At 70.2% G+C, this 20,418-nt stretch carries 20 protein-coding genes; 11 read left to right on the top strand and 9 right to left on the bottom strand.

Going from position 1 to position 20,418, the window contains the following annotated elements:
- Positions 1-190: 190 nt before the first annotated feature.
- The gene (locus tag ACFY1H_RS04780) at positions 191-571 is read left to right on the top strand and encodes a hypothetical protein (protein ID WP_366584028.1); all 381 of its coding nucleotides are present in this window, start codon (positions 191-193) and stop codon (positions 569-571) included.
- A 52-nt stretch (positions 572-623) separates the two neighbouring features.
- On the opposite strand, the gene ACFY1H_RS04785 is transcribed toward ACFY1H_RS04780, so the two are convergent.
- On the bottom strand, positions 624-1,301 hold the full coding sequence (locus ACFY1H_RS04785) for a hypothetical protein (RefSeq protein WP_366584027.1): 678 nt from the start codon (positions 1,299-1,301) through the stop codon (positions 624-626).
- A 117-nt stretch (positions 1,302-1,418) separates the two neighbouring features.
- The gene (locus tag ACFY1H_RS04790) at positions 1,419-2,015 is read right to left on the bottom strand and encodes a nitroreductase family protein (protein ID WP_366584026.1); all 597 of its coding nucleotides are present in this window, start codon (positions 2,013-2,015) and stop codon (positions 1,419-1,421) included.
- A 234-nt stretch (positions 2,016-2,249) separates the two neighbouring features.
- Here ACFY1H_RS04790 and ACFY1H_RS04795 point away from each other — a divergent pair, with 234 nt between their 5' ends.
- A complete protein-coding gene (locus ACFY1H_RS04795) occupies positions 2,250-3,515 on the top strand; it encodes an aspartate kinase (RefSeq protein WP_366584025.1) in 1,266 nt (421 codons plus the stop codon).
- Positions 3,515-4,555 (top strand): aspartate-semialdehyde dehydrogenase, encoded by a 1,041-nt coding sequence (locus tag ACFY1H_RS04800; protein ID WP_366584024.1) that lies wholly within the window; start codon positions 3,515-3,517, stop codon positions 4,553-4,555. The genes ACFY1H_RS04795 and ACFY1H_RS04800 overlap by 1 nt, the downstream gene beginning before the upstream one ends.
- A 51-nt stretch (positions 4,556-4,606) precedes the next feature.
- On the opposite strand, the gene ACFY1H_RS04805 is transcribed toward ACFY1H_RS04800, so the two are convergent.
- From ACFY1H_RS04805 to ACFY1H_RS04820, 4 genes are all read right to left on the bottom strand, one after another.
- On the bottom strand, positions 4,607-5,830 hold the full coding sequence (locus tag ACFY1H_RS04805) for a hypothetical protein (protein ID WP_366584023.1): 1,224 nt from the start codon (positions 5,828-5,830) through the stop codon (positions 4,607-4,609).
- Positions 5,831-5,887: 57 nt separating this feature from the next.
- Positions 5,888-7,024: a DUF4034 domain-containing protein gene (locus ACFY1H_RS04810; RefSeq protein WP_386944626.1), complete on the bottom strand. Its 1,137-nt coding sequence runs from the start codon at positions 7,022-7,024 to the stop codon at positions 5,888-5,890.
- A 10-nt stretch (positions 7,025-7,034) separates the two neighbouring features.
- The gene (locus tag ACFY1H_RS04815) at positions 7,035-8,507 is read right to left on the bottom strand and encodes a M48 family metalloprotease (RefSeq protein WP_386944628.1); all 1,473 of its coding nucleotides are present in this window, start codon (positions 8,505-8,507) and stop codon (positions 7,035-7,037) included.
- Positions 8,508-8,696: 189 nt separating this feature from the next.
- Positions 8,697-10,160, bottom strand: coding sequence for a M48 family metalloprotease (locus tag ACFY1H_RS04820; RefSeq protein ID WP_386944630.1), 1,464 nt, complete (start codon positions 10,158-10,160; stop codon positions 8,697-8,699).
- A 174-nt stretch (positions 10,161-10,334) separates the two neighbouring features.
- Here ACFY1H_RS04820 and ACFY1H_RS04825 point away from each other — a divergent pair, with 174 nt between their 5' ends.
- Together ACFY1H_RS04825 and ACFY1H_RS04830 are read left to right on the top strand one after the other, a co-directional pair.
- Positions 10,335-11,525: an RtcB family protein gene (locus ACFY1H_RS04825; RefSeq protein WP_366584019.1), complete on the top strand. Its 1,191-nt coding sequence runs from the start codon at positions 10,335-10,337 to the stop codon at positions 11,523-11,525.
- Between the two features lie 50 nt (positions 11,526-11,575).
- Positions 11,576-11,953: a hypothetical protein gene (locus ACFY1H_RS04830; protein ID WP_366584018.1), complete on the top strand. Its 378-nt coding sequence runs from the start codon at positions 11,576-11,578 to the stop codon at positions 11,951-11,953.
- An 82-nt stretch (positions 11,954-12,035) separates the two neighbouring features.
- On the opposite strand, the gene ACFY1H_RS04835 is transcribed toward ACFY1H_RS04830, so the two are convergent.
- Positions 12,036-13,193, bottom strand: a complete 1,158-nt coding sequence (locus ACFY1H_RS04835; protein ID WP_366584095.1) for an MFS transporter — start codon at positions 13,191-13,193, stop codon at positions 12,036-12,038.
- Positions 13,194-13,347: 154 nt separating this feature from the next.
- Between ACFY1H_RS04835 and ACFY1H_RS04840 the strand changes: the two genes are divergently transcribed.
- Both ACFY1H_RS04840 and ACFY1H_RS04845 read left to right on the top strand, forming a co-directional pair.
- A complete protein-coding gene (locus ACFY1H_RS04840) occupies positions 13,348-13,941 on the top strand; it encodes a TetR family transcriptional regulator (RefSeq protein WP_386944632.1) in 594 nt (197 codons plus the stop codon).
- Between the two features lie 491 nt (positions 13,942-14,432).
- On the top strand, positions 14,433-14,957 hold the full coding sequence (locus ACFY1H_RS04845; RefSeq protein WP_366584016.1) for a hypothetical protein: 525 nt from the start codon (positions 14,433-14,435) through the stop codon (positions 14,955-14,957).
- Between the two features lie 582 nt (positions 14,958-15,539).
- Here the strand turns inward: ACFY1H_RS04845 and ACFY1H_RS04850 are convergent.
- Positions 15,540-16,601 (bottom strand): alpha/beta hydrolase, encoded by a 1,062-nt coding sequence (locus ACFY1H_RS04850; protein WP_386944635.1) that lies wholly within the window; start codon positions 16,599-16,601, stop codon positions 15,540-15,542.
- Between the two features lie 139 nt (positions 16,602-16,740).
- On the opposite strand from ACFY1H_RS04850, the gene ACFY1H_RS04855 reads away from it, so the two are divergent.
- The 3 genes from ACFY1H_RS04855 to ACFY1H_RS04865 all read left to right on the top strand — a co-directional run bounded on the left by ACFY1H_RS04855 (position 16,741) and on the right by ACFY1H_RS04865 (position 18,364).
- Positions 16,741-17,283, top strand: coding sequence for an NADPH-dependent FMN reductase (locus ACFY1H_RS04855; RefSeq protein ID WP_386944862.1), 543 nt, complete (start codon positions 16,741-16,743; stop codon positions 17,281-17,283).
- 132 nt (positions 17,284-17,415) lie between these two features.
- Positions 17,416-17,838, top strand: coding sequence for an organic hydroperoxide resistance protein (locus ACFY1H_RS04860; protein ID WP_386944637.1), 423 nt, complete (start codon positions 17,416-17,418; stop codon positions 17,836-17,838).
- A 49-nt stretch (positions 17,839-17,887) separates the two neighbouring features.
- A complete protein-coding gene (locus ACFY1H_RS04865) occupies positions 17,888-18,364 on the top strand; it encodes a DNA starvation/stationary phase protection protein (protein WP_366584012.1) in 477 nt (158 codons plus the stop codon).
- Between the two features lie 209 nt (positions 18,365-18,573).
- Here ACFY1H_RS04865 and ACFY1H_RS04870 read toward each other — a convergent pair whose 3' ends face one another.
- A complete protein-coding gene (locus ACFY1H_RS04870) occupies positions 18,574-18,882 on the bottom strand; it encodes a hypothetical protein (RefSeq protein WP_386944639.1) in 309 nt (102 codons plus the stop codon).
- Positions 18,883-18,925: 43 nt separating this feature from the next.
- On the opposite strand from ACFY1H_RS04870, the gene ACFY1H_RS04875 reads away from it, so the two are divergent.
- On the top strand, positions 18,926-20,407 hold the full coding sequence (locus ACFY1H_RS04875) for a hypothetical protein (protein ID WP_386944641.1): 1,482 nt from the start codon (positions 18,926-18,928) through the stop codon (positions 20,405-20,407).
- The last annotated feature ends 11 nt before the right edge of the window (positions 20,408-20,418 follow it).

Genomic DNA, 20,418 nt, shown 5'->3' on the forward strand with positions numbered 1-20,418 from the left:
CGCGACGAGGAGCCGGTCTGGTCAGGCCCCGTCGCGGCAGCGAAGCAGGAGAGCACGCGCCACGAGGTCACCTTAACCACGGAACGCGGCCGTTGTGAAGTCACCTCCGCGATCGAACTGTTACGTCCGGTGCCCGTCGGGTGTTACCAGCGGGTAGCGGGCGGGGGTGTGACGTGTCAGACTGCCGGGCATGGGCGAGCACGCCGAACAGACACCTGAGGCGGAAACCGAGCCACGGCCGAAGCGTGCCGAGATCGACTGGCGACGCACCCGTGAGCAGGCGTTTTCCTTCCTCGCCACGCTCGTGCGGTGGGTCGGGCTGATCTTCGCCGCGATCCTCGTGCTGCACGTGATCTTCACCGTCGGCGAGGCCAATCCGGACAACGGAATCGTCTCGTTCGTCCGGAGCTGGGCCGACGGCCTCTCGATCGGCTTCAAGGACCTCTTCACCCCGAGTGACGCGAAACTCAGGGTGCTGGTCAACTACGGCATCGCGGCGATCTTCTGGCTCGTGGTGTCCGGGATCGTCGCGAAGATCCTCCGCCGCATCGGCGGCGGGCTCTCTTCCTGACCGCGGTCACGGGCCGTTCCCGCCGTGGCGCGAACGGCCCGTTCGCGCCGGGTCAGCTCTGCCAGGTGATCGGCTTGCTGCCGTAGTCCGTCCCCGGCGCCTGGTCGCTGTAGTCGCCCTCGTCGTACGACGCGCCGGTCACCGTCGTGCCGGCCTGCGCCACCGCGAGCACACAGCTTTCGTACGTGGCGCCCTTCGTGGTGAAGTCCTTGCCCGCGTCGCCGCTGTCGCACTTGTCGAACGTGCCGATGACCGACACCCCCTGCGCTTCGGAGCCGTCCGGGAGCAGGGCGTTCATCAGCCCGAGCGAGCTGTAGGAGAAGTCCGTGCCGCTCTCGTTCGAGACGGTGACGCGCACGTAGTACGGCGTCATGCCCTTCGCCTTGTCGCCCAGGTCGAGGGGCGCGAGGTCGGCCTCGGCGCCCTTGTCGATGGACTTCACCGTGACGCCGATCGAGCCCGTCTTGCCCTCCGACTTGAACGGCACGATCGCCTTCTCGCCGAGCTTCAGCTTGGTGCCCTGCTGCGTGAAACCGCCGGCCGACGACGAGTTCTGCTGCGCGCTGGGCGGCGCTTCCGTGCTCGCCTCGGTCGCGCTGGTGCTCTGGCTCTGCTGCTGCGCTGGGGCACCGCCCGCGGCCGAAGGCGTGCCGTTCGTCTCACCCGCACAGCCGGCCAGCGCCAGTACCGCCGCGGAGACCCCCAGGACCGCCAGCACACGACTACGCATGATCGTTCTCTCCTCGTGTCCACCCAGTGTGTTGCCGGCTTCGATGCGGTGCCCCGATCAGCGGTTCCCCGATCGAGCGGCATTACTTAGCGGTGCGAAGCGAATGCGATCAGTGCGTCAGTCACCCAACGCCGGCGTGCCCCATTCCCCGCTGAACGCGAACTCGCTCAGCGGAATGCGCTGGCGCGGCTTGAGCTCGCGCTCGATGCGCCGCTCGTCCTCCAGCACCTCGGCCTCGGCGGCGTGGCCCACGGCGATGGCCACGCGCGGCACGGCGCCGTCGGGCAGGCCGAACGACGAGCGGACCGCGTCGGCGGAGAAGCCCGCCATCTGGTGCGCGATCAGGCCGAGCTCCACGGCCTGCAGCACCAGGTTCTCGGTCGCCAGGCCGAGCCCGTACTCCGCGTACGGGACGTCGCCCTTCTCGTTGGTGGTCACCATCACGCCGACGAGCAGCACGCCCGCGCGGAAGGCCCACGCCTGGTTGCCGCTGTTCAACGCGGCCAGGATCCGGGCGAACGTGGGGTCGCCGCGCCGTCCCACGAGGTAGCGCGCGGGCTGGGTGTTGCCGAAGGACGGCGCCCAGCGCGCGGCCTCCAGCAAGGTGGTCAGTTCCTGCGGGGACACCTCGGCGGTCGCGTCGAAGGCGCGGGGGCTCCAGCGCTCGGCGACGGCCGGGATCACGGGGACGCTCGTCTCGGCGGGTTTGCGCACGTCCCGCACCGTAGTACGGAGGGAGTGCTCTCCATCACTCCGGAGGAAGGGCTTCGAACATTTCGGTGGTGTTAAGGAAGATTTACTTCCGACACACCCTCGATCGGTGTGCGCCGCCACTCGATTGAGTGGCGAGCGCGGTCGGCCCCGGTAGAGTTTCGCCCAAGTGAAGGGACGCGGGGGCTCCTCGGTGCCCACCAGGAGCAGACCCGGCCCGTCAAGGAGGTTCGGGCTGTGGCCCTCGTGGTCCAGAAGTACGGCGGATCGTCGCTGGAAAGTGCCGACCGGATCAAGCGCGTCGCCGAACGCATCGTCGCCACCAAGAAGGCGGGCAACGACGTCGTGGTGGTGTGCTCGGCGATGGGTGACACCACCGACGAGCTGCTCGACCTGGCGCAGCAGGTGAACCCCGCGCCGCCGGAGCGGGAGATGGACATGCTGCTCACGGCCGGTGAGCGCATCTCGAATGCACTGGTCGCCATGGCGATTTCCGCGCACGGCGCCGAGGCGTGGTCGTTCACCGGTTCGCAGGCGGGTGTCGTCACGACGTCGGTGCACGGCAACGCGCGCATCATCGACGTGACGCCGAGCCGCGTCACGGAGGCGCTGGAGCAGGGCTACATCGCGCTCGTGGCCGGGTTCCAGGGCGTTTCCCAGGACACCAAGGACATCACGACGCTCGGCCGCGGTGGTTCGGACACCACCGCCGTCGCGCTCGCCGCGGCGCTGGGCGCCGACGTGTGCGAGATCTATTCCGATGTGGACGGTGTGTACTCCGCCGACCCGCGGATCGTGCCGGACGCGCGGAAACTCGACACGATCCCGTACGAGGAGATGCTGGAGCTCGCCGCGAGCGGTTCGAAGATCCTGCACCTGCGTTCGGTCGAGTACGCGCGCCGCTACGGCGTGCCGATCCGAGTCCGCTCTTCCTACAGCGACAAGCCGGGCACCACCGTGACCGGGTCAATCGAGGAGATCCCCGTGGAACAAGCGCTGATCACCGGTGTGGCACACGACCGTTCGGAGGCCAAGATCACGGTCACCGGCGTGCCGGACCACGCCGGCGCGGCCGCCCGGATCTTCCGCGTGATCGCCGACGCGGAGATCGACATCGACATGGTGCTGCAGAACGTGTCCAGCACCGTTTCGGGTCGCACCGACATCACGTTCACGCTGTCGAAGGCCAACGGCGCGAAGGCTGTGCAGGAGCTCGAGAAGGTCAAGGGCGAGATCGGCTTCGAGACCGTGCTCTACGACGACCACGTCGGCAAGGTCTCGCTCGTCGGCGCGGGGATGCGCTCGCACCCCGGTGTCACGGCGACGTTCTGCGAGGCGCTCGCGCAGTCGGGCGTCAACATCGAAATCATCAACACCTCGGAGATCCGCATCTCGGTGCTTATCCGCGACGCGCAGCTCGACGACGCCGTGCGCGCGATCCACGAGGCGTTCGAGCTCGGCGGCGACGAGGAAGCCGTCGTCTACGCGGGGAGTGGTCGCTGATGGGCAACGGTCTGCGCGTCGGGGTGGTCGGGGCGACCGGCCAGGTCGGCGGTGTGATGCGGAAGCTGCTGGCGGAGCGTGGTTTCCCGGTGGACGAGATGCGGTACTTCGCGTCGTCCCGGTCAGCGGGAACGAAACTTCCGTGGCAGGGCGAGGAGATCACGGTCGAGGACACCGCCACGGCGGATCCGTCCGGTTTGGACATCGCCCTGTTCTCGGCGGGCGGCGCGACTTCGCGTGAGCAGTCGCCGCGCTTCTCCGCCGCGGGCGTGACGGTGATCGACAACTCGTCGGCCTTCCGCCGCGACCCGGACGTGCCGCTGGTCGTCAGCGAGGTCAACCCGGAGGCCATCAAGGAGGCGCGCAAGGGGATCATCGCGAACCCCAACTGCACCACCATGGCGGCCATGCCGGTGCTCAAGCCGCTGCACGACGAGGCCGGCCTGCTGCGCCTGATCACGAGCACGTACCAGGCCGTGTCCGGCAGTGGCCTTGCCGGCGTCGACGAGCTGGCCGCCCAGGTCAACGCCGTCGCCTCCCGCGCCGCGGCCCTGACCCACGACGGTTCCGCCGTGGACTTCCCGGCTCCGGCCAAGTACGTGGCGCCCATCGCGTTCAACGTGCTGCCGATGGCCGGCTCCGTCGTCGACGACGGCTCGTTCGAGACGGACGAGGAACAGAAGCTGCGCAACGAAAGCCGCAAGATCCTGGGCCTGCCGGAGCTGCTCGTGTCCGGCACGTGCGTCCGCGTCCCGGTGTTCTCCGGCCACGCGCTGTCGATCAACGTGGAGTTCGCGCAGCCCATCTCGGTGGAGCGGGCCACGGAGCTGCTCTCGGTGGCGCCCGGCGTGCAGCTCTCGGACGTCCCCACGCCGCTGCAGGCCGCGGGCAAGGACCCGAGCTTCGTCGGCCGCATCCGCTCCGACCCGGGTGTGCCGGACGGCCGTGGGCTGGCCCTGTTCGTGGCGACGGACAACCTGCGCAAGGGCGCGGCGTTGAACGCGGTGCAGATCGCGGAGCTGGTGGCCGGCAACCGCTGATCTTCTTACATCGAGCACAGGGCCGTCTTCCTCCGGGAAGGCGGCCCTGTCTCATCCGGCCGAGATCGGCTGCCGGACCGGCCGGAAGTCCGGCGACACTCCCGAAACCACGAGCAGTGTCCGCAGCGGCAAGACCTGCGGCTTCAGCGCGGCCGCCTCGTCGAGCGCGCTCGTGATCGCTTCCGCACCGGGATCGTCCATCACCAGCTCGGGCGGGCCGGGCCACGCCATGCGCCAGCGCACGACACCCACGTCCGCCAGGGCCGCCGTGACCACGAGGGCCAGGCGATGGCGGACCGAGGCCACGACGTCCGAAGCGCCGGGCTCGGCGAGGAACGCGAGCTCACCGGCGGCCAGCCGGTCGAGCGCGGCCCCGAGGGTGAGGCCGCCGAGGACTTCGAGGGCCGAGCTCGTCACCTCGTGCCGCTGGGACAGGTCGGCGAGCGTGTCCCAGTCGGCGCGCGGCATGGCGCGCTGCTCCTCGGAGAGCAGCTGCGCGAAGGCGTGGTCGAGCGTCTCGTCGCGCGCGAGCAGGGCGCTGGCCCGGGGCTCGTCGCCGAGGGGGAGCTGGGCGTCGAGCAACTGCCGGAAGCCGGCCATCGGCCGCGCCGGCAGGAACCCCGCGCGCAGGCCGAGCGCGGCGTAGCGGACGAGGAACAGCTCCCAGAGCTCTTCGATCACCTCGCGTTCCCACCGCACGTCCGCCGGATCCGGCGTGGCCAGGGCTCGTTCGGCGACCCGCAAGTAGTACGCGGTGAAGGCCCTTACCGCGGGCCGGGCCGGTGCGATCCAGCGCGGTGCGTGGGCCAGGGTGTCGCGCACCCGCGGGAGGAACCGCGCACCCCACGCGATCGCCGGCCGGAAGCGCACGTCCTGGCCGAGCGCGCGGCGCACCAACGCGCTGAGCTGCTCCGGGTTCACCGCGGCGAGCAGTGGGACCCCGACGACCAGCCGGCGGCGCGACGCGAGCCGCACCGCGACGCCGGCGTCGAGCCGGACGGATGTCGGCGCCTCGACGCCGACGTCGTCCGCCGCGGAGTGGACGAGCTCCCACAGCCGGGTCGATGCGGGCGTGAGCCGGATGGCCGGTGTGGGTTCGGGGCGGGAGCACAGCGCGGCCACGAGCGTCGCGAGTCCGGGCGCCACGACGAGCAGGGCCAGCGTCGCGGGCGACATCGCCACGCACAGCACGACCTCGCCCACGACGAACCCGCCGACGAGGAGGACCACCGCCAGCCAGAACGCGACCAGCAGCCCCACGGCACGCAGCGCCATCCGGACCTCCTCGCTCGGTCGTGTCGGATATCGCTCGCCGCGAGGACAACGTTTCCGTCAGTCCACTGTGGACTTCGCCTTTTCCGCGAGGTGGCAGGCCAGGTACCGGATCTTGCGGAACTCGACGACCGGTCCCTTTCTGCTGTACGCCCACAAGTTGGCGTCCGCGTGCACGCCGAGCTCCCGGAACTGTTCCACGGCCTCCTCGCCGCGCCCGAGCTCCACCAGCGCCCGCGCGGCGTACGCCCGGCTCGTCGCCGTGCCCGGCGCGTCGCGGCCCTCACCGTCGAGCCAGGGCAGCAGCCGGTCGACGGCCGGCGCGACCAGCGGGTTCCGCCACGCGCCCTCGACCCCGCGGTACTCCGCCTCGTGCGCCGCGACCAGCGGCAGCCACGCCAGCTTCGGGTGCTTCGCCGCGCCTTCCTCGGCGAACGCCCACATCAGCTCGTGCGACCCGAACCACTTCTCGCACCAGTACTGCAGCGCGGACCCGTACGCGGGCAGGTTCAGCGGGTCGCGGGCGACCACTTCCTGCCACACCTCGCGGAACGCGTCGTTGTCGTACTGCCGGCCGCGGGCGACCGCCAGCATCGTCACCCACGGCGTGGGGTCTTCGGGCGCCAGCGCCGCCGCTTCGTCGACCGCGGGCACGGCGGACTCGAGGATGGCGAAGAACTTCTGGAACTGCTCGCGGCTCACGTGCTCGGCCCCCAGCCCGCTGCGGACCTGCCAGGCCAGCTGCACGAGACTCTCGGCGTTGACGGCGGCAGCGCCGGCGTCGTCCGGCTGCTCGCTCCGCCAGTGTTCGAGCCCGATCTCGTCGTTCGCCACGACCTCACCGAGGTGGCGGACGAGGACCGTCCGCCGGTCCCAATCGGTGCCGATCTCGGAGAGCAGCCGCGCCGCCGGCTGCCAGCCGCCGGTCACCAACGCCTGCTGGGCCTCGTCGATCTCGCGGTCGCGGATGAAGTCGGCGCGCGTGACCTCGCTGTCCGGCGGCAGGCCGAACTTCGTCACGTCCGGCATCTCGACCTTGGGCGCCTTCTTGTCCGGCGCGACGTACCGCGCCAGGTCTTCGCGGCTGAGCGAGGCGGTGAACTCCGCGACGCTCATCCCGCGTTCCCGGGCGGCCTTGGCCAGCGCGAACGCCGTCTTCCGGCGTCTCGAGTTGAACAGCAGGCCTACGAGTCCCATGGGTTTCCTCTCAAGAAACGATCGGGTCGGGTTCGGCCGCGGGCAGCAGCGCCCGCAGCCCGGTGGTGTCCCCGGTGACGGCGGCGTCGAGCGCCGGGTCGAGCGAGTCGGCGTACGGCTCGTCGAGCGCCAGCTCGGCCGGGCCGGACCACGACAGCGTCCAGTGCGCGAGCCCGGCGGTGGCGAGTTCCGAGATGACCACAGTGGACAGTCGCTCGCGGACGGACTGGCCGAGGAGCTCCCGGCGGGCTCGCGCACCGGCGCCGGCGGGCACCTTCAGGCCGGGGTCGGCCAGGTCTTCGAGCCGGCCGGCGTCGAGCGCGTCGAGCAGGCTGTGAAGCGAACGTCCGCTGAGGATCTTCGTCGCGTTCTCGCTGAACTGGTGGCGGGTGGCGGCGTCGGCGAGGGTCGGCCAGTCCGTCGGCTTCTTCCGGCGGGCTTCGGTCGACAGGCCCGTGAGCAGCGCTTCGTCGAGCGTCACGGAGGCGTTGTGGAGGATCTCGGTCGCCGACCGCTCGCCGCCTTCCGCCACCGGGACGACGGGTGCCGCTTCGAGCACCGCGATGCGCTCGAGCGTGGCGGGGTGGCTGTCGTACCGCGAAACCTCGTGCTCAGGCGGGTTGCGCCGCACCTCGTCGATCTCCGCCGCGCGGCTGTCGTCGGCCAGCAGCTGCCGGTAGCCCTCGGCGAGCCGGGCCGGCACGTAACCGGCGGTCCAGCCCATCGTCGCGTACGTGTTCAGGAAGAACCGCCACGACAAGGCGAGCGCCTCGATCTCGCGCAACGCGCTGCTCGCCGCGGCGGTGCCCGCGACCCTGGCGGCCGCGGCGTCGGCGGCAAGCTCCTGGTCGCGGCTCACCCGCATCGACACGGCGAAGTAGAGCTTGGCGTAGGCGTGGAACAGCGAGCGCAGCATTCGGCCGAACCAGCTGGTGCCGTTCAGTCCATTCACGACTCGGCCGATCGTCTGCCGGCCGCGGTAGGTGGCGCCGCCGAAGCGGGTGTCGCGGTTGCTGTAGTGCGCGAGCTCGTGGCCCAGCACCGCGCGGAACTGGTCGATCCGCAGGCCGGCGAACAGCTGCGCGCCGATGAACAGCCGGCGTCGCGTCACCTGCAGGCCCAGCCACCGCGTCTGTTCGTTCACGGCCGCGTTGACCTGCGGCACCAGGTAGATCTCGTCCGGCGGCCGGGTGCCGACGGCGTCGGCGAGCTCGCGGACGAGCGCCCACAGCTCGGGCTGCGCTTCGGGCGTCACCGGCAGCCCCGAGACGCCGTCGTCGTGGCTGCGTTCGATGGTGAACAGGGCCTGCAGCAGCACGTACACCGCCGGCACGGCAATGATCGCCAGCCGCAGCCCGATGCTCGGCGAATCGCGGATCGCCCAGATCTCGATCGCGACGATGGCGGCCACGATCACCAGCACGAGCACCGGAAATCCGGCCAGGAGGACGACAGCGAGCAACGCTCGCGAAGAGTTCTTCATGGAAAAGCGGAATCCTCCCCCAGTGGCGCTACGAGCGCCGGGCTCGATCATCGTGCCCGATATCGCCGGGAACCTCGATTTCGTTTCGCTCACGAAACGAAGTTCTCCGGGTTACTCCGGCAAATCGTGCTATTCGGACGGTTCGCCGGTTGATCCATTGTGGAGCGGGCGCCGGGTTCGCCGCGGGAATCAAGCTGACGAAACGCGGTTGGGTTCGCTCAGGAGCGCGCGCAGGGCGGCAGAGTCTCCGGCTACGGCGGCATCGATCGCGGGGAAGAGCGTTCCGTTGTACCTCGGGGTCAGCAGGAGCGCGTCCACCTTCGACCACGAGATGGTCCACTGCGCCCCGCCCGCGCCGGCGGCCTGCGACAGGGCCACGAACGACAGCCGGACGCGAGCGGACTCGGTCACGAGCTGCCGGCGAGTCTGTTCGTCCGCGTCGGCCGGAATCGACAGGTCGGGATCAGCCAGGTCCGCCAACCGCCCCGCATCCAGCGCGTCGAGCACGTCGCTCACCGAACGGTCCCGCAGGACTTTCGCGGCCAGCTCACCGAACTTGTGCCGTGAAGAGACGTCGGCGAGTGTGTCCCAGTCGGTGCGCTGCTTCGTGCGGCCTTCGTCCGACAGATCGGCGAACCACGCCGTGTCGAGGACCGCCTCGCCGTTGCGGAGGAGTTCGCTCGCCGGCCGGTTCTCAGTCCCGGGCCCCGGGATGACACCGGCCGCTTCGAACACCCTGATGCGCTCGGCCGTGGGCGGGTGGCTGTCGAACGGCGACGGCTTTTCCTCCGGTGGGTTCTGGCTCGGCCGCGCTGTTTCGCTGGCGCGGGTTTCGTCGGTCAGCAGCCGCCGGTACCCCTCGGCCGGCCGGTCGGGCAGGTAACCGGCGTCCCAGCCCATCAGCAGGTACTCGCGGGCGAAAACCCGCCACACGGCGCCGAGTGCCTTGATCTCGCGCAGGGCACTGGTCGCCGCGGCTGTGCCCGCGACCCGCGCGGCCGCGACGTCGGCGGCCAGCTCCTGATCGCGGCTCACCCGCGCCGACACGGCGAAGTACACCCAGCCGTACACGTGGAACATCGGACGCAGCAGCAGGCTGAACCACGACGCCCCGTCGAGTCCACTCAGGACCCGCAGGATCGCCACGCCACCGCGGTAGGTCGCGCCGGCGAACCGGGTGTCGCGGTTGCTGTAGTGCGCGAACTCGTGGCCGAGCACAGCCCGCAGCTCGGTCACGCGCAGGCCCGCGAACAGAGGGGCACCGATCAAGAGCGTGCGCCCCGTGACGCGCAGCCCGAACCAGTGCGTCCGCTCGGACACCGCCGCGTTGGCCCGGTTCATGATCCGGATCTCGTCAGGCGGCGCGGTTCCGACGGCTTCGGCCACTTCGCGGACCAGGGCCCACAATTCGGGTTGGGCCTCTGCGGTGATCGGAAGACCCGGGGCGTCGCCTGCGCGGTCGAAGGTGAACAGTGCCCGCAGCAGCACGTATGTCGCGGGCGCGGCGAAGACGGCGAACTCCAGCCCGTGGGAAAGCCGGTTGCGGAACGCGAACACCTCCACCACGACGATCGCGACGACGAGCGCCAGCACCAGCAGCGGAAACCCGGCCAGCAAGACGACCGCGAGCAGCGCGCGAAAAGAGTTCTTCATGGACGGACGTTCCTCCCGCGGGGCGCGTCGGGCGCCAGGCCCGTCATCGTGCCCGATATCGCCGGGAGCCACGATTTCGTTTCGCCGGTGAATCCGCCGCGGCGAAAACCCGTGGCGCCGACTCGGCGTCCCGGGGGATGCTCTTCGAAGAATCCCAGCCAGGAAAGGAAAGTCATGTACACGGCGGTAGACGGTGCTCGCGTCCCGATCCGGATGTGGGCCGACCCCACGTCGGTCGAGGAACAGGCCATGCGCCAGCTGCGCAACGTCGCCAATCTGCCCTGGGTGCACGGCGTCGCGGTGATGCCGGACGTCCACTACGGCAAGGGCGCCACCGTGGGCAGCGTGATCGCCATGCGTGACGCGGTTTCGCCGGCGGCGGTGGGCGTCGACATCGGGTGCGGGATGAGCGCGGTGCGCACGTCGCTGACCGCGGCCGACCTGCCCGACGACCTCGGCCGGCTGCGGCGGCGCATCGAGTCGGCGGTGCCGGTGGGCTTCGGGTTGCACAAGACGCCCGTGAACCCCGCGAAGGTCCACGGCGTGGGCGGCTGGGACGCGTTCTGGAAGTCGTTCGGCGACCTCCACGAGGGCGTGCAGGGCCTGCACGACCGCGCGGCGCGCCAGGTCGGGAGCCTCGGCGGCGGGAACCACTTCATCGAGGTCTGCCTGGAACAGGGCGGCGCCGACGAGGGCCGCGTGTGGCTGATGCTGCACTCGGGTTCGCGCAACATCGGCAAGGAGCTCGCGGAGCGGCACATGGCCGTGGCGCGCAAGCTGCCGCACAACGCGGACCTGCCCGACCGCGACCTGGCCGTGTTCGTCGCGGGCACGCCGGAGATGGCGGCCTACCGGCGGGACCTGTTCTGGGCGCAGGACTACGCGGCGCGCAACCGCGCGACGATGGTCGCCCTGATCAAGCTCGCCGTCGCCGAGGTGATCCCGGGGACGACGTTCGACGACGCCATCAGCTGCCACCACAACTACGTCGCCGAGGAGACCTACGACGGCGTCGACCTGCTCGTCACCCGCAAGGGCGCGATCCGGGCCGGCGCGGGTGACCTCGGGATCATCCCGGGCAGCATGGGTACCGGCTCGTACATCGTGCGCGGGCTCGGCAACACGGCGTCGTTCGAGTCGGCTTCGCACGGCGCGGGGCGGCGGATGTCGCGGACGAAGGCGCGCAAGACCTTCACCGCGGCCGACCTCGCGGCCCAGACCGACGGCGTCGAGTGCCGCAAGGACACCGGCGTGGTCGACGAGATCCCGGCGGCCTACAAGGACATCGACGCGGTGATCGAGGCGCAGACCGACCTCGTGGAGGTCGTGGCGCACCTCAAGCAGGTCGTCTGCGTGAAGGGGTGAAGGTGCTCGCGGGGCCGTTCCGGGCCCCGCGAGCCCGCTACGCTGGATCCATGACGAGGTGGGGAGCGGTGGTCGCGCTGGCGGCCGCCGGAGCGTTGCTGGCCGGGTGCGACCAGGTCAACTCGGCGGTGGACACGGCCAGCTCGACGGCCGACAAGGTCAGCACCTGCACGCAGGCGCTGGGCCTGGCGGACCTCAACCCGCTGGTCGACCCCGACAAGCTGAAGGCCCGCGCGCAGGACAAGGAACAACGCCTGCGCGCGCTGGCAGCCGACGTGCAGGAGCAGGACGTGAAGAACGCGCTGCTCGGCATGGCCGACTCCTACGTCGAGGTGCAGAAGGAACACATCCAGGACGCCGGCGTGGTCGCCGCGTGGGCCAAGCGGAACGTCGCGAAGCTCGACGCGTTGCGCAAAGCCTGCAGCTGACCCAAGCACCCCAATGTGGCGTTGGGTGCGCTGAACGCACCGAACGCCGCGTTGGGTGCAACGCCGCATTGGGGCGGGTTGGTCAGCGGCGAGCCTGGACAGCCGCGGCCATCGCCGGCGCAGCTGCGGCCCGGCGCCGGTGCGTCCACAGCAGGCCCGCGGCGGCCAGGACCAGACCACCGGCACCCGCGGCGACGAAGCCCCACGCCGGGCTCGAGTGGTCGATCGCGAAGCCCACCACGGGGCTGCCCGCGGCCAGCCCGAGCCGCGTCGACGCGTCCTGCAGCCCCATCGCCTCGCCGCGCACGGCCGGGGGCGCGATGGCGCTCACCGTCTCCGTGGTCGCGGCCAGCGTCGGGGCGCAGAGCAGGTTCGTCGGGATCAGCACGAGCATCAGCAGCCACCACGGCTGGTCCGCCAGCCCCACCGGCAAGACCAGCGCCGCGAGCAGCAGCATCAGCACGCCCTGCGGCAGCGACTTCTTCACGGCGCCGTGCACGATTCCGCCGAGCATCGACGCCGCGCACATCACCGCGATGACCAGGCCGGTCCAGCCGACGTCACCGTGGGAGCGCAGGGCCGCCAGCGTCGCCACCTCCGTGCCGACCAGGCAGAACAGCGCGCCCGCGGCCACCAGCAGCGTCGCGAGCAGGCGGCCGGTGAGCCACGACCGCAGCGGCGGCCGGACCGAGCCGACGGGGGCGAGCTCGTCCTCGTTCCGGATCGGCGGGTTGAGCAGGAAGATGAGCAAGGCCGTGCTGCCGAAGAGCACGCCGATGCCGCTGAGCGTGAACGTGGCCGACAGCGACGTGATCGCCGCGATGCCGGCCGCCGGGCCGATCATGAACGATGCCTCGACCAGGATCGTGTCGAGCGAGTAGGCCGCGCGCCGGTGCTCGGCGGGCACCAGCGCCGCCAGGATTTGGCGTGCCAGCGAGCCCGCGGGCACGGACAGGAACCCGGCGGGCAGCGCGCACGCCACCAGCACCGCGTAGGAGAGGTGGGGTGCCGCGACCCAGAACGCCGTGGACGCGATGCCGCAGACGGCGACCACCGGACGCAGGCCGTAGCGGTCGATCGTGCGCCCGAGCAGCGGCGCGCCCAGGGCCATGCCGAGCGTGGTGGCGGCGCCGACGATGCCGGCCGCGCCGTAGCCGTGGCCCAGGTTGGTGACCACGTACAGGGTGAGCGTGACGCCGGTCATCGTCATCGGCAGGCGCGCGAAGAACATCAGCGCCATCGACGGACGGACTCGGGACAGGGTCAGCACCTGGCGGTACGGCTCGAAGGGCACGTACCTCATGAGAGCAAATCCTGGTACGCGCGTGCAACTTCTTTTGGGGCGATCTTCGTGACAGTTGCTGTCAAACGAGAGCGACAGCGACAATCGCCGCATGACCCCGGCTGAACCGACAGGCCTGCGCGAACGTAAGAAGGCCCGCACGCGCGAAGCGATCCAGCGGCACGCGCTGCGGCTGTTCCAGGAGCAGGGCTACTCGACCACCACCGTCGAGCAGATCGCGGCGGCCGCGGACATCTCGCCGAGCACGTTCTTCCGCTACTTCCCGACGAAGGAGGCGACGGTCCTCTACGACCGCATCGACCCGCTCCTCGTCGAGGCCGCTCGCCGGCAGCCGGCGGACCTGACGCTGCTCGGGGTCGTGCGCGCGACGCTGCGCGAGGTGTACGACAGCCTGCCGCCCGAGGCGTGGGCCGAGGAGCGGCGCCGGCAGCTGCTCGTGTTCTCCGTGCCGGAGCTGCGCGCGAAGGTGATGGACAACTACGTCTCGGGCATCACGATGCTCGTCGAGCTGGCGGCCGAACGGACCGGTCGCGCCCGCGGTGACTTCGAGGTGCGCAACTGGGCGGGCGCGGTCGTCGGCGTCGTCCTTTCCACGGCGCTGGCGGCCGCGGCGGACCAGAGCGTCGATTTCGTCGCGCTGCTGGAACGCGCGTTCACGCATCTGGAAGAAGGCCTGCCGCTCTGAATCGGCGCAACTTCTGTTCCTGACGCGAAACAATTCGCGAATATTTTTGCGCATTCGTTTGCTGACCTCGGCGTGCTTCGCCGGGTGCGCATTCGTGCGCTGTTTCCGCTGGTCTCCGTGGCGGAGATCTGCCCGTGACCCGGCTACTCCACCTGTGGCGGTGCGTGCGTGGGGGACACCCCGACCGGAGCAGTGGCGACACGCGGTCCGACGGAGTGATCAGGGTAAACGATCACGTAATACACCTGTGTGGGTGAGCATCGGGGCCATTCGTGGCGGACGGCTACTCCGAGTCCGATTCATGATCGGTCATGATGATCTTCAGGGGGATGGGCAAGCCGTCCACGTTAATCAATTGCGGGCATGTTCCCGAAAGACGGATTCGGCACGTAAGGGTTAGAAAACGTCCCTATCCGGTGATCGGCTGGTGCTGGGTCGACACGGCGGGTATCGATTTACCCGTCAGGTCTCCAGAGGCCAGGAGGTAAGGAATGAAAGGCAAGATTGGGCGGATCATCGCCTTGGTAGCCGCCGGCAGTCTGCTGGCCGTCGGCACCTCGGGGATGGCCTCGGCGAGCCCTGCGGGTGGCAAGGGCTCGTCGTCCACCGAGGCGGTCGGCGCGCAGGTGCTCCAGATGCGAGACGACCTGACGAAGGCCGCGTACGCCGGCAACGTCGGTCTGACACGTGCCGACCTGGACAAGCTCAGCCCTGTCCTCGGCGACCTCGCCGCGGGCAAGCGCTACACGATCCAGTCGGAGACGCAGCAGCTCTCGTCGGCGGCCAAGGGCCGTGCGGACGAGTCCAGCCGCCTGCTGGCCGACCCGTCGGCGTCGCCGCGTCAGCTCCCGCCGCTGCCGCTCCCGCCGATCCCGGACCTGCCTGGTCCGCTGAAGATCGTGAGCGACCTGCTGAAGGCCCTGCTGGGTGCCGTCACCGGCATCCTGGGCGGACTGCTCGGCTCCCTGCCGGTGCCTCCGCTGCCGGTGCCACCGTTGCCCGTCCCGGGAGCGTAGTCACCACCCCCGGAACCCGGGGTTTTCGGAGCCTGGTGCGGTTCGCCGCACCAGGCTCCGGTGGTTTCCGGGGCTGTTCCTTCTTTCGTAGCCGCCGCCGGTGCTGCCGCCGACCGTCGCACGGTGACTGTGCTGCGGTGCGACCGTCTTCGGCGCCGCGTTGTCGAGCGAGGGCCGGCGAAGCTCGTTGCGCTCGCCGTGGCGAGTGCCCTGCGCCAGCCTCCTCTCCTTCTGCTTTCGACAACTGGTGCTGCTGACCGGCGCACGGTGACTGTGCTGCGGTGCGACCCTCGTCAGCCCCCGCGCTGTCGAGCGAGGGCCATTGCGCTCGCCGTGAAGAGTGCCGTCCTTCACCAGTCTCGCGAGGCCGTCGCCCGGGGCTATTTCTCTCTCGGCGGCCGACGCTCGTGCTGTGCCCGGCCGGCGCCTGGCTGCCCCGCGCGCGGAACTGTGTCCGCGCGATCGACAATCCGCTCCGGTGCGACCATCGGCCGCGCGCGCTGTCGCGCGAGGGCCGGCGAAGCTCGTTGCGCTCGCCGTGAAGAGTGCCCTGCACCAACCCCGCGAGACCGTCGCCCGGGACTATTTCTCCTTCTGCTGCCGCGCCAATCCCAGCCGCAGCGCGCCGGCCAGCTCGGCCGTCGCCTCGCGGAAGCGGGAGCCGACGCCGGTGAAGTTCAGGAACCCGTGGATCAGGTCCGGCTGCCGGCTCACTGCGACGGACACGCCGGCTTCGCGCAGCTTCCCCGCGTAGGCCTCGCCCTCGTCGCGCAGCGGGTCGAAGCCCGCGGTCATGATGAACGCCGGCGGCAGTCCACTGTGGTCGGTCGCGACGAGGGGCGACAGGCGCGGGTCGGCCTTGTCGGTGCCGGCGGGGACGTAGTGGCCTTCGAACCAGGTCATCGACTCGTCGGTGAGGAACAGCTTCTCGCCGAAGATCTCGCGCGAGCGGCGGCGCGTCGTGAAGTCCACGGCGGGGTAGATCAGCAGCTGGAACGCCGGCGCCGGGCCGCCGCGCCGCACCGCCGCCAGGGTCAAGGCCGCGGAGAGGTTGCCGCCCGCGCTGTCGCCGCCCACGGCGATGCGGTCGGCGTCGGCGCCGAGCTCGGCGGCATTCGCGTGGGTGTAGTCGAATGCCGCCAGCGCGTCTTCGAACGGAGTCGGGAACGGGTGTTCCGGCGCCATCCGGTACTCCACCGAGAGCACGCGCACGCCGGCGTGCTTCGCGAGGTAGCGCGCGGCGTTGTCGTGCGTGGCGCGGGAGCCGACCACCCAGCCGCCGCCGTGGAAGAACACGAGCAGCCCGGACGGCTCCGGCAGTCCCGCGGGTGTGTAGAGAGTCGCGTCGAGCGACGCGTCGCCGGACGGGATCACCACGTCGCGCACGGCCACGGGCTCGATCGTCTTGCCGCTCACCAGGTGGCGGCCGAGCTCGAGCCCGAGGCGCGAGCCCTCGACCGAGTCGCCGACGAGCGCGGTGCCGGTGAGCTGCTGCAACCGCAGCAGAAGCTGGGCGTCGAGGGCGAGCTCCTGCCCGTCGCGCCGCAGCGGCGGGCCGGCGATGAGCCGCCGGACGGGCCGGGGCAGCCAGAAGACCAGCTGCGCGGCGGCGGCCTGGGCGCGGACCTGGAGCGGGATCGCCATCGTTCCTCCTCGGCTGTGGACCCCGACGTTACTTGTCAGTAGGTAGTGGGTCCAGTTGTGATCGAGAACTCCGTCCCAAATCCTGGTCCTCCACTTAAGTCGAGGGGTTAGCCTCGGGGACGTGACTTCAGCCAAGACGGTGCTCGGGATCGGCGGTTCACTGCGCGACGGCTCGCAGTCCGAGCGCGCCCTGCGGATCGCCCTCGACTCGGCGGCCGAGCTGGGGGTGAACACCGAGCTGATCCCCGGGCCGGAGCTCGTGCTGCCGTTCTACGACACGGCCGCGGGCGAGCGCGACGACCGCGCGAGGCGGCTGATCGAGAGCATCCGTCGCGCCGACGGCCTGATCGTGGTCTCCCCGGGTTACCACGGCGCGCTGTCCGGGCTGGTCAAGAACGCCCTGGACTACGTCGAGGACCTGCGCGAAGACACCCGTCCGTACCTCGACGGCCGCCCCGTCGGCCTCGCCGCCGTCGCCTTCGGCTGGCAGGCCGCCGTCACCACTCTCGACCAGCTGCGCACGATCACGCACGCGCTGCGCGGATGGCCCACCCCGCTGGGTGGTTCGATCAACTCCGCCGAGACCAAGTTCGACGAGTCCGGCGGCGCCTCCGACGACAAGAGCGTGCGCACGCTGCGCCTCATCGGCCGCCACGTGGCCGAGTTCACCCTGTCGCGCTGAGGTTTCATCCGCCGGACGCCGGGTATTCCCCGGCGTGATGCCTGCCATGCGGTGGCAAGGTTCCGCTGATGCGGAACGTTGTTATCGATGAGACGCTGAGCCGGGCGTCCCGACGAGAAGGTAGGCGAAAGAATGGCTGACGCGATCTACACCGCGGCCGCGACCGCGCGAGGCGAGGGCCGCAACGGCGAGGTGACCTCGTCCGACGGGGTCATCGACGAGTCGCTGGCGATCCCGAAGGAAATGGGTGGCCCTGGCGGTGACAAGACCAACCCCGAGCAGCTGTTCGCCGCCGGCTATTCCGCCTGCTTCCACAGCGCTCTGCAGGCCGTGGCGCGTGCGGGGAAGGTGCAGCTGCCGGAGTCGACGGTGACCGCCGAGGTCAGCCTGTACAAGCAGGAAGTGGGCTTCAAGCTGGGCGTCGCGCTGAACGTCTCGCTGCCCGGCATGAACAAGGCCCAGGCCGACGAGCTCGTCGCGCAGGCGCACCAGGTGTGCCCGTACTCGAACGCGACGCGGGGCAACATCGAGGTCGCGCTCATCACCACGGTCTGACCCCGTTCCCGGCCGGCTTCCACCACCACGACACAGAAAGGACAACCCGATGGTCAACTCTCCCATCAAGAGCCCCCTGAGCGACGCCGACAAGGAGATCACGGGCAACGCCCTGCAGGCGACGCTCGTCGACCTCGTGGACCTTTCGCTGATCGCGAAGCAGGCCCACTGGAACGTCGTGGGCAAGAACTTCCGCAGCGCCCACCTGCAGCTCGACGAGCTCGTGGCCACGGCCCGCCAGTACGTCGACGAGGTCGCCGAGCGCGCCAACGCCATCGGCATCTCGCCCAACGGCAAGGCGAAGACCGTCGTCGAAAGCTCGGGCGTCCCGGACTACCCCGACAACTGGCAGTCGGTGGAATCCACGGTCGCCGCCATCGTCGACATCCTGGCGTCGCTCATCGAGCGCCTCCGCAAGCGCATCGACGAGACCGACAAGAGCGACCTGGTCACGCAGGACCTGCTGATCGAAATCACGCGCGCCTTGGAAGAGGCGCACTGGATGTGGCAGGCGCAGCAGGCCTGACGGTTGTTGCTGACGGGCCGCTCACCCCTCGGGGTGGGCGGCCTTTGTCGTGCCTTGTCGTGCTTTGTCGTGTCGGGCGGCGCGCGTTGCGTGCTTCGCGGCGTACGCACCACGTTGTCACGGTGCACGACCGGCCTGTTCGCTATCGCTTTAGCCGCAGCCGTGTGCGTGGCACATCGGTTCGCCGGGGCGCGCCCATGGGCCGGGCGTCAGAGGGCGGCACCGGGTGGGCACCAGCCAAACAACCTGTCCATGATGTCGAGTAAATGCTCTTCAGCCGGGTCGTCTTGGTCGCCCGCGCTTTGTCGGATCTCGTCCTGGGCTTCGTAGCCGGCGTTCAGAATGTCTTCGCGGTCGGTGCCGGCGGCGAGCGCCGCCGTGACGATCTCCAGGAGCTCCGAGTCGTCGCGGCGGCGAGCCGCCGTTCGCGCACGGCTTCGCGGCGTACGCACCACGTTGTCACGGCACACGAACGGCCCGTTCGTGCCATTTCGGCGCGAGGGGACCGTTCGCGCCATCCGACACGGGCTTTTCCGCCCGCTTCCGTGTTCACTTGAGGGCATGCCCGCTCTCCACCCGCCGCTGGATCGGCAGCAGCTCGGTCACCTCAGGCACTTCGACAACCTCTCCCGCCAGTTCCGCAACGACTGGTCCTTCATGCAGGGCAAGGGAACCGGCCAAGACGACTTCGGCGGCTACCGGTTCCAGCTCGCGTACATGGCGTACGCGCTGGCCTTGACGCACCGGCACCGGCTGCCCGCCGCGCCCGGGTTGTTCCGGCCGACGATGCGGCGGCTCGTGGAGAAGATCCTGCTGCCCGAGGTGTGGCTGTACTGGCGCGACGTGAGCCGCGGCGGGGCGGTGGTCAACGCGCACCTCGGGGATCTCAAGGAGGAGTGGGATCCCGTGGTGCGCGACAACATCATGTACAGCGCGTACGTGCAGTCGATGGCACTGTTGCACGACTACCTCTTCGGTGCTGACGAGTTCGCCGCGCCGGGATCGCTGACGTTCCAGCACTGGTCGTACTTCTGGGGCGGCGAGGAGAAGCGGTTCGCGTACGACCGCGAGTCGCTCAACGACCACATCTACTGGCAGATGGTCGAAAACGGCTACCTGGGCGTGGCGTGCGAGCCCAACTGCGTGTTCCAGATCTGCAACCAGCCGGCCATCCTCGGCTTCCGCCTCCACGACCTGATCACCGGCGGCAGCCGCGCCGAGGAGGTCGTGGCCGGCTACGAACGCGCGTGGGCCGACTTCGGCCGGCTCGACGAATCGGGCCACTACAACATGATGATCACCGCCGACTCGAAGCGCGTGCGGCCGAACGAAGCGCCGTCGCCGTGGGTGGACGCGTGGTGCGGCGCGCTGATGAACATGTGGAACCGCGACTTCGTCCACGACGGTTACCCGGAGCAGGTCAAGCGGTTCCTCGTCGACGGCCCGGACGGCACGCGGTCCGTCCGCTCGGCGCCGGCGCGGGAAGTGATGGGCCAGCCCGTCATCACCGACACGTGCGACTTCGGCTGGGTGGCGGCGTGGGCGTCGGAGATGGGCGACGCCGCCACGCTCGACAGCCTGCTCGCCCACGCCGACCGCTTCATGAACCCGACCTGGCGCGAAGGCGGCCTGTACTACCCGCGCAACGACACCCCGGCCGACGCCGACGGCAACCGCACCGACATCGAGCCGATGAGCGGCAACGTCCTGCTCGGCTACGCCCGCCTCAACACCCCGGACGGCCTCTGGGGCCTCTACACCAACCCGTGGCCGGCGAGCCATTTCCAGGAGCCGGCGTTAACCGTTGTCGATCGGGACGTCGAGGTCAGCCAAGCGGAGGTCGTCGACGGCGTGCTGCGCGCCCGGCTGCGGCGCACGCCCGACGTGCCGGGTGAGGGCACCGTGACGATCGGCCGCATCCCCGGAGCGTGGAGGGCCCGGCTCGACGGGGTTGAACTTTCAACGCTGGACCGCACCGAAGCCGGCCTGGTCTTCCGGTGTGGTCCCGAAGCGCAGGTGCTGGAGGTGGAGCCGCTGGGCTGACGGGCCGCCCG

Origin of the sequence: Amycolatopsis sp. NPDC001319, from assembly GCF_042896185.1 — a bacterium.
Classification (GTDB): Bacteria; Actinomycetota; Actinomycetes; order Mycobacteriales; family Pseudonocardiaceae; genus Amycolatopsis.

Coding starts and splice junctions, on each gene's coding strand:
- ACFY1H_RS04875 (WP_386944641.1), top strand. CDS start 18,926: ATGCCCGCTCTCCACCCGCCGCTGGATCGGCAGCAGCTCGGTCACCTC.
- ACFY1H_RS04860 (WP_386944637.1), top strand. CDS start 17,416: ATGGCTGACGCGATCTACACCGCGGCCGCGACCGCGCGAGGCGAGGGC.
- ACFY1H_RS04830 (WP_366584018.1), top strand. CDS start 11,576: ATGACGAGGTGGGGAGCGGTGGTCGCGCTGGCGGCCGCCGGAGCGTTG.
- ACFY1H_RS04865 (WP_366584012.1), top strand. CDS start 17,888: ATGGTCAACTCTCCCATCAAGAGCCCCCTGAGCGACGCCGACAAGGAG.
- ACFY1H_RS04820 (WP_386944630.1), bottom strand. CDS start 10,160: ATGAAGAACTCTTTTCGCGCGCTGCTCGCGGTCGTCTTGCTGGCCGGG.
- ACFY1H_RS04785 (WP_366584027.1), bottom strand. CDS start 1,301: ATGCGTAGTCGTGTGCTGGCGGTCCTGGGGGTCTCCGCGGCGGTACTG.
- ACFY1H_RS04800 (WP_366584024.1), top strand. CDS start 3,515: ATGGGCAACGGTCTGCGCGTCGGGGTGGTCGGGGCGACCGGCCAGGTC.
- ACFY1H_RS04810 (WP_386944626.1), bottom strand. CDS start 7,024: ATGGGACTCGTAGGCCTGCTGTTCAACTCGAGACGCCGGAAGACGGCG.
- ACFY1H_RS04870 (WP_386944639.1), bottom strand. CDS start 18,882: ATGGCGCGAACGGTCCCCTCGCGCCGAAATGGCACGAACGGGCCGTTC.
- ACFY1H_RS04780 (WP_366584028.1), top strand. CDS start 191: ATGGGCGAGCACGCCGAACAGACACCTGAGGCGGAAACCGAGCCACGG.
- ACFY1H_RS04845 (WP_366584016.1), top strand. CDS start 14,433: ATGAAAGGCAAGATTGGGCGGATCATCGCCTTGGTAGCCGCCGGCAGT.
- ACFY1H_RS04815 (WP_386944628.1), bottom strand. CDS start 8,507: ATGAAGAACTCTTCGCGAGCGTTGCTCGCTGTCGTCCTCCTGGCCGGA.
- ACFY1H_RS04825 (WP_366584019.1), top strand. CDS start 10,335: ATGTACACGGCGGTAGACGGTGCTCGCGTCCCGATCCGGATGTGGGCC.
- ACFY1H_RS04840 (WP_386944632.1), top strand. CDS start 13,348: ATGACCCCGGCTGAACCGACAGGCCTGCGCGAACGTAAGAAGGCCCGC.
- ACFY1H_RS04850 (WP_386944635.1), bottom strand. CDS start 16,601: ATGGCGATCCCGCTCCAGGTCCGCGCCCAGGCCGCCGCCGCGCAGCTG.
- ACFY1H_RS04835 (WP_366584095.1), bottom strand. CDS start 13,193: ATGGCGCTGATGTTCTTCGCGCGCCTGCCGATGACGATGACCGGCGTC.
- ACFY1H_RS04805 (WP_366584023.1), bottom strand. CDS start 5,830: ATGGCGCTGCGTGCCGTGGGGCTGCTGGTCGCGTTCTGGCTGGCGGTG.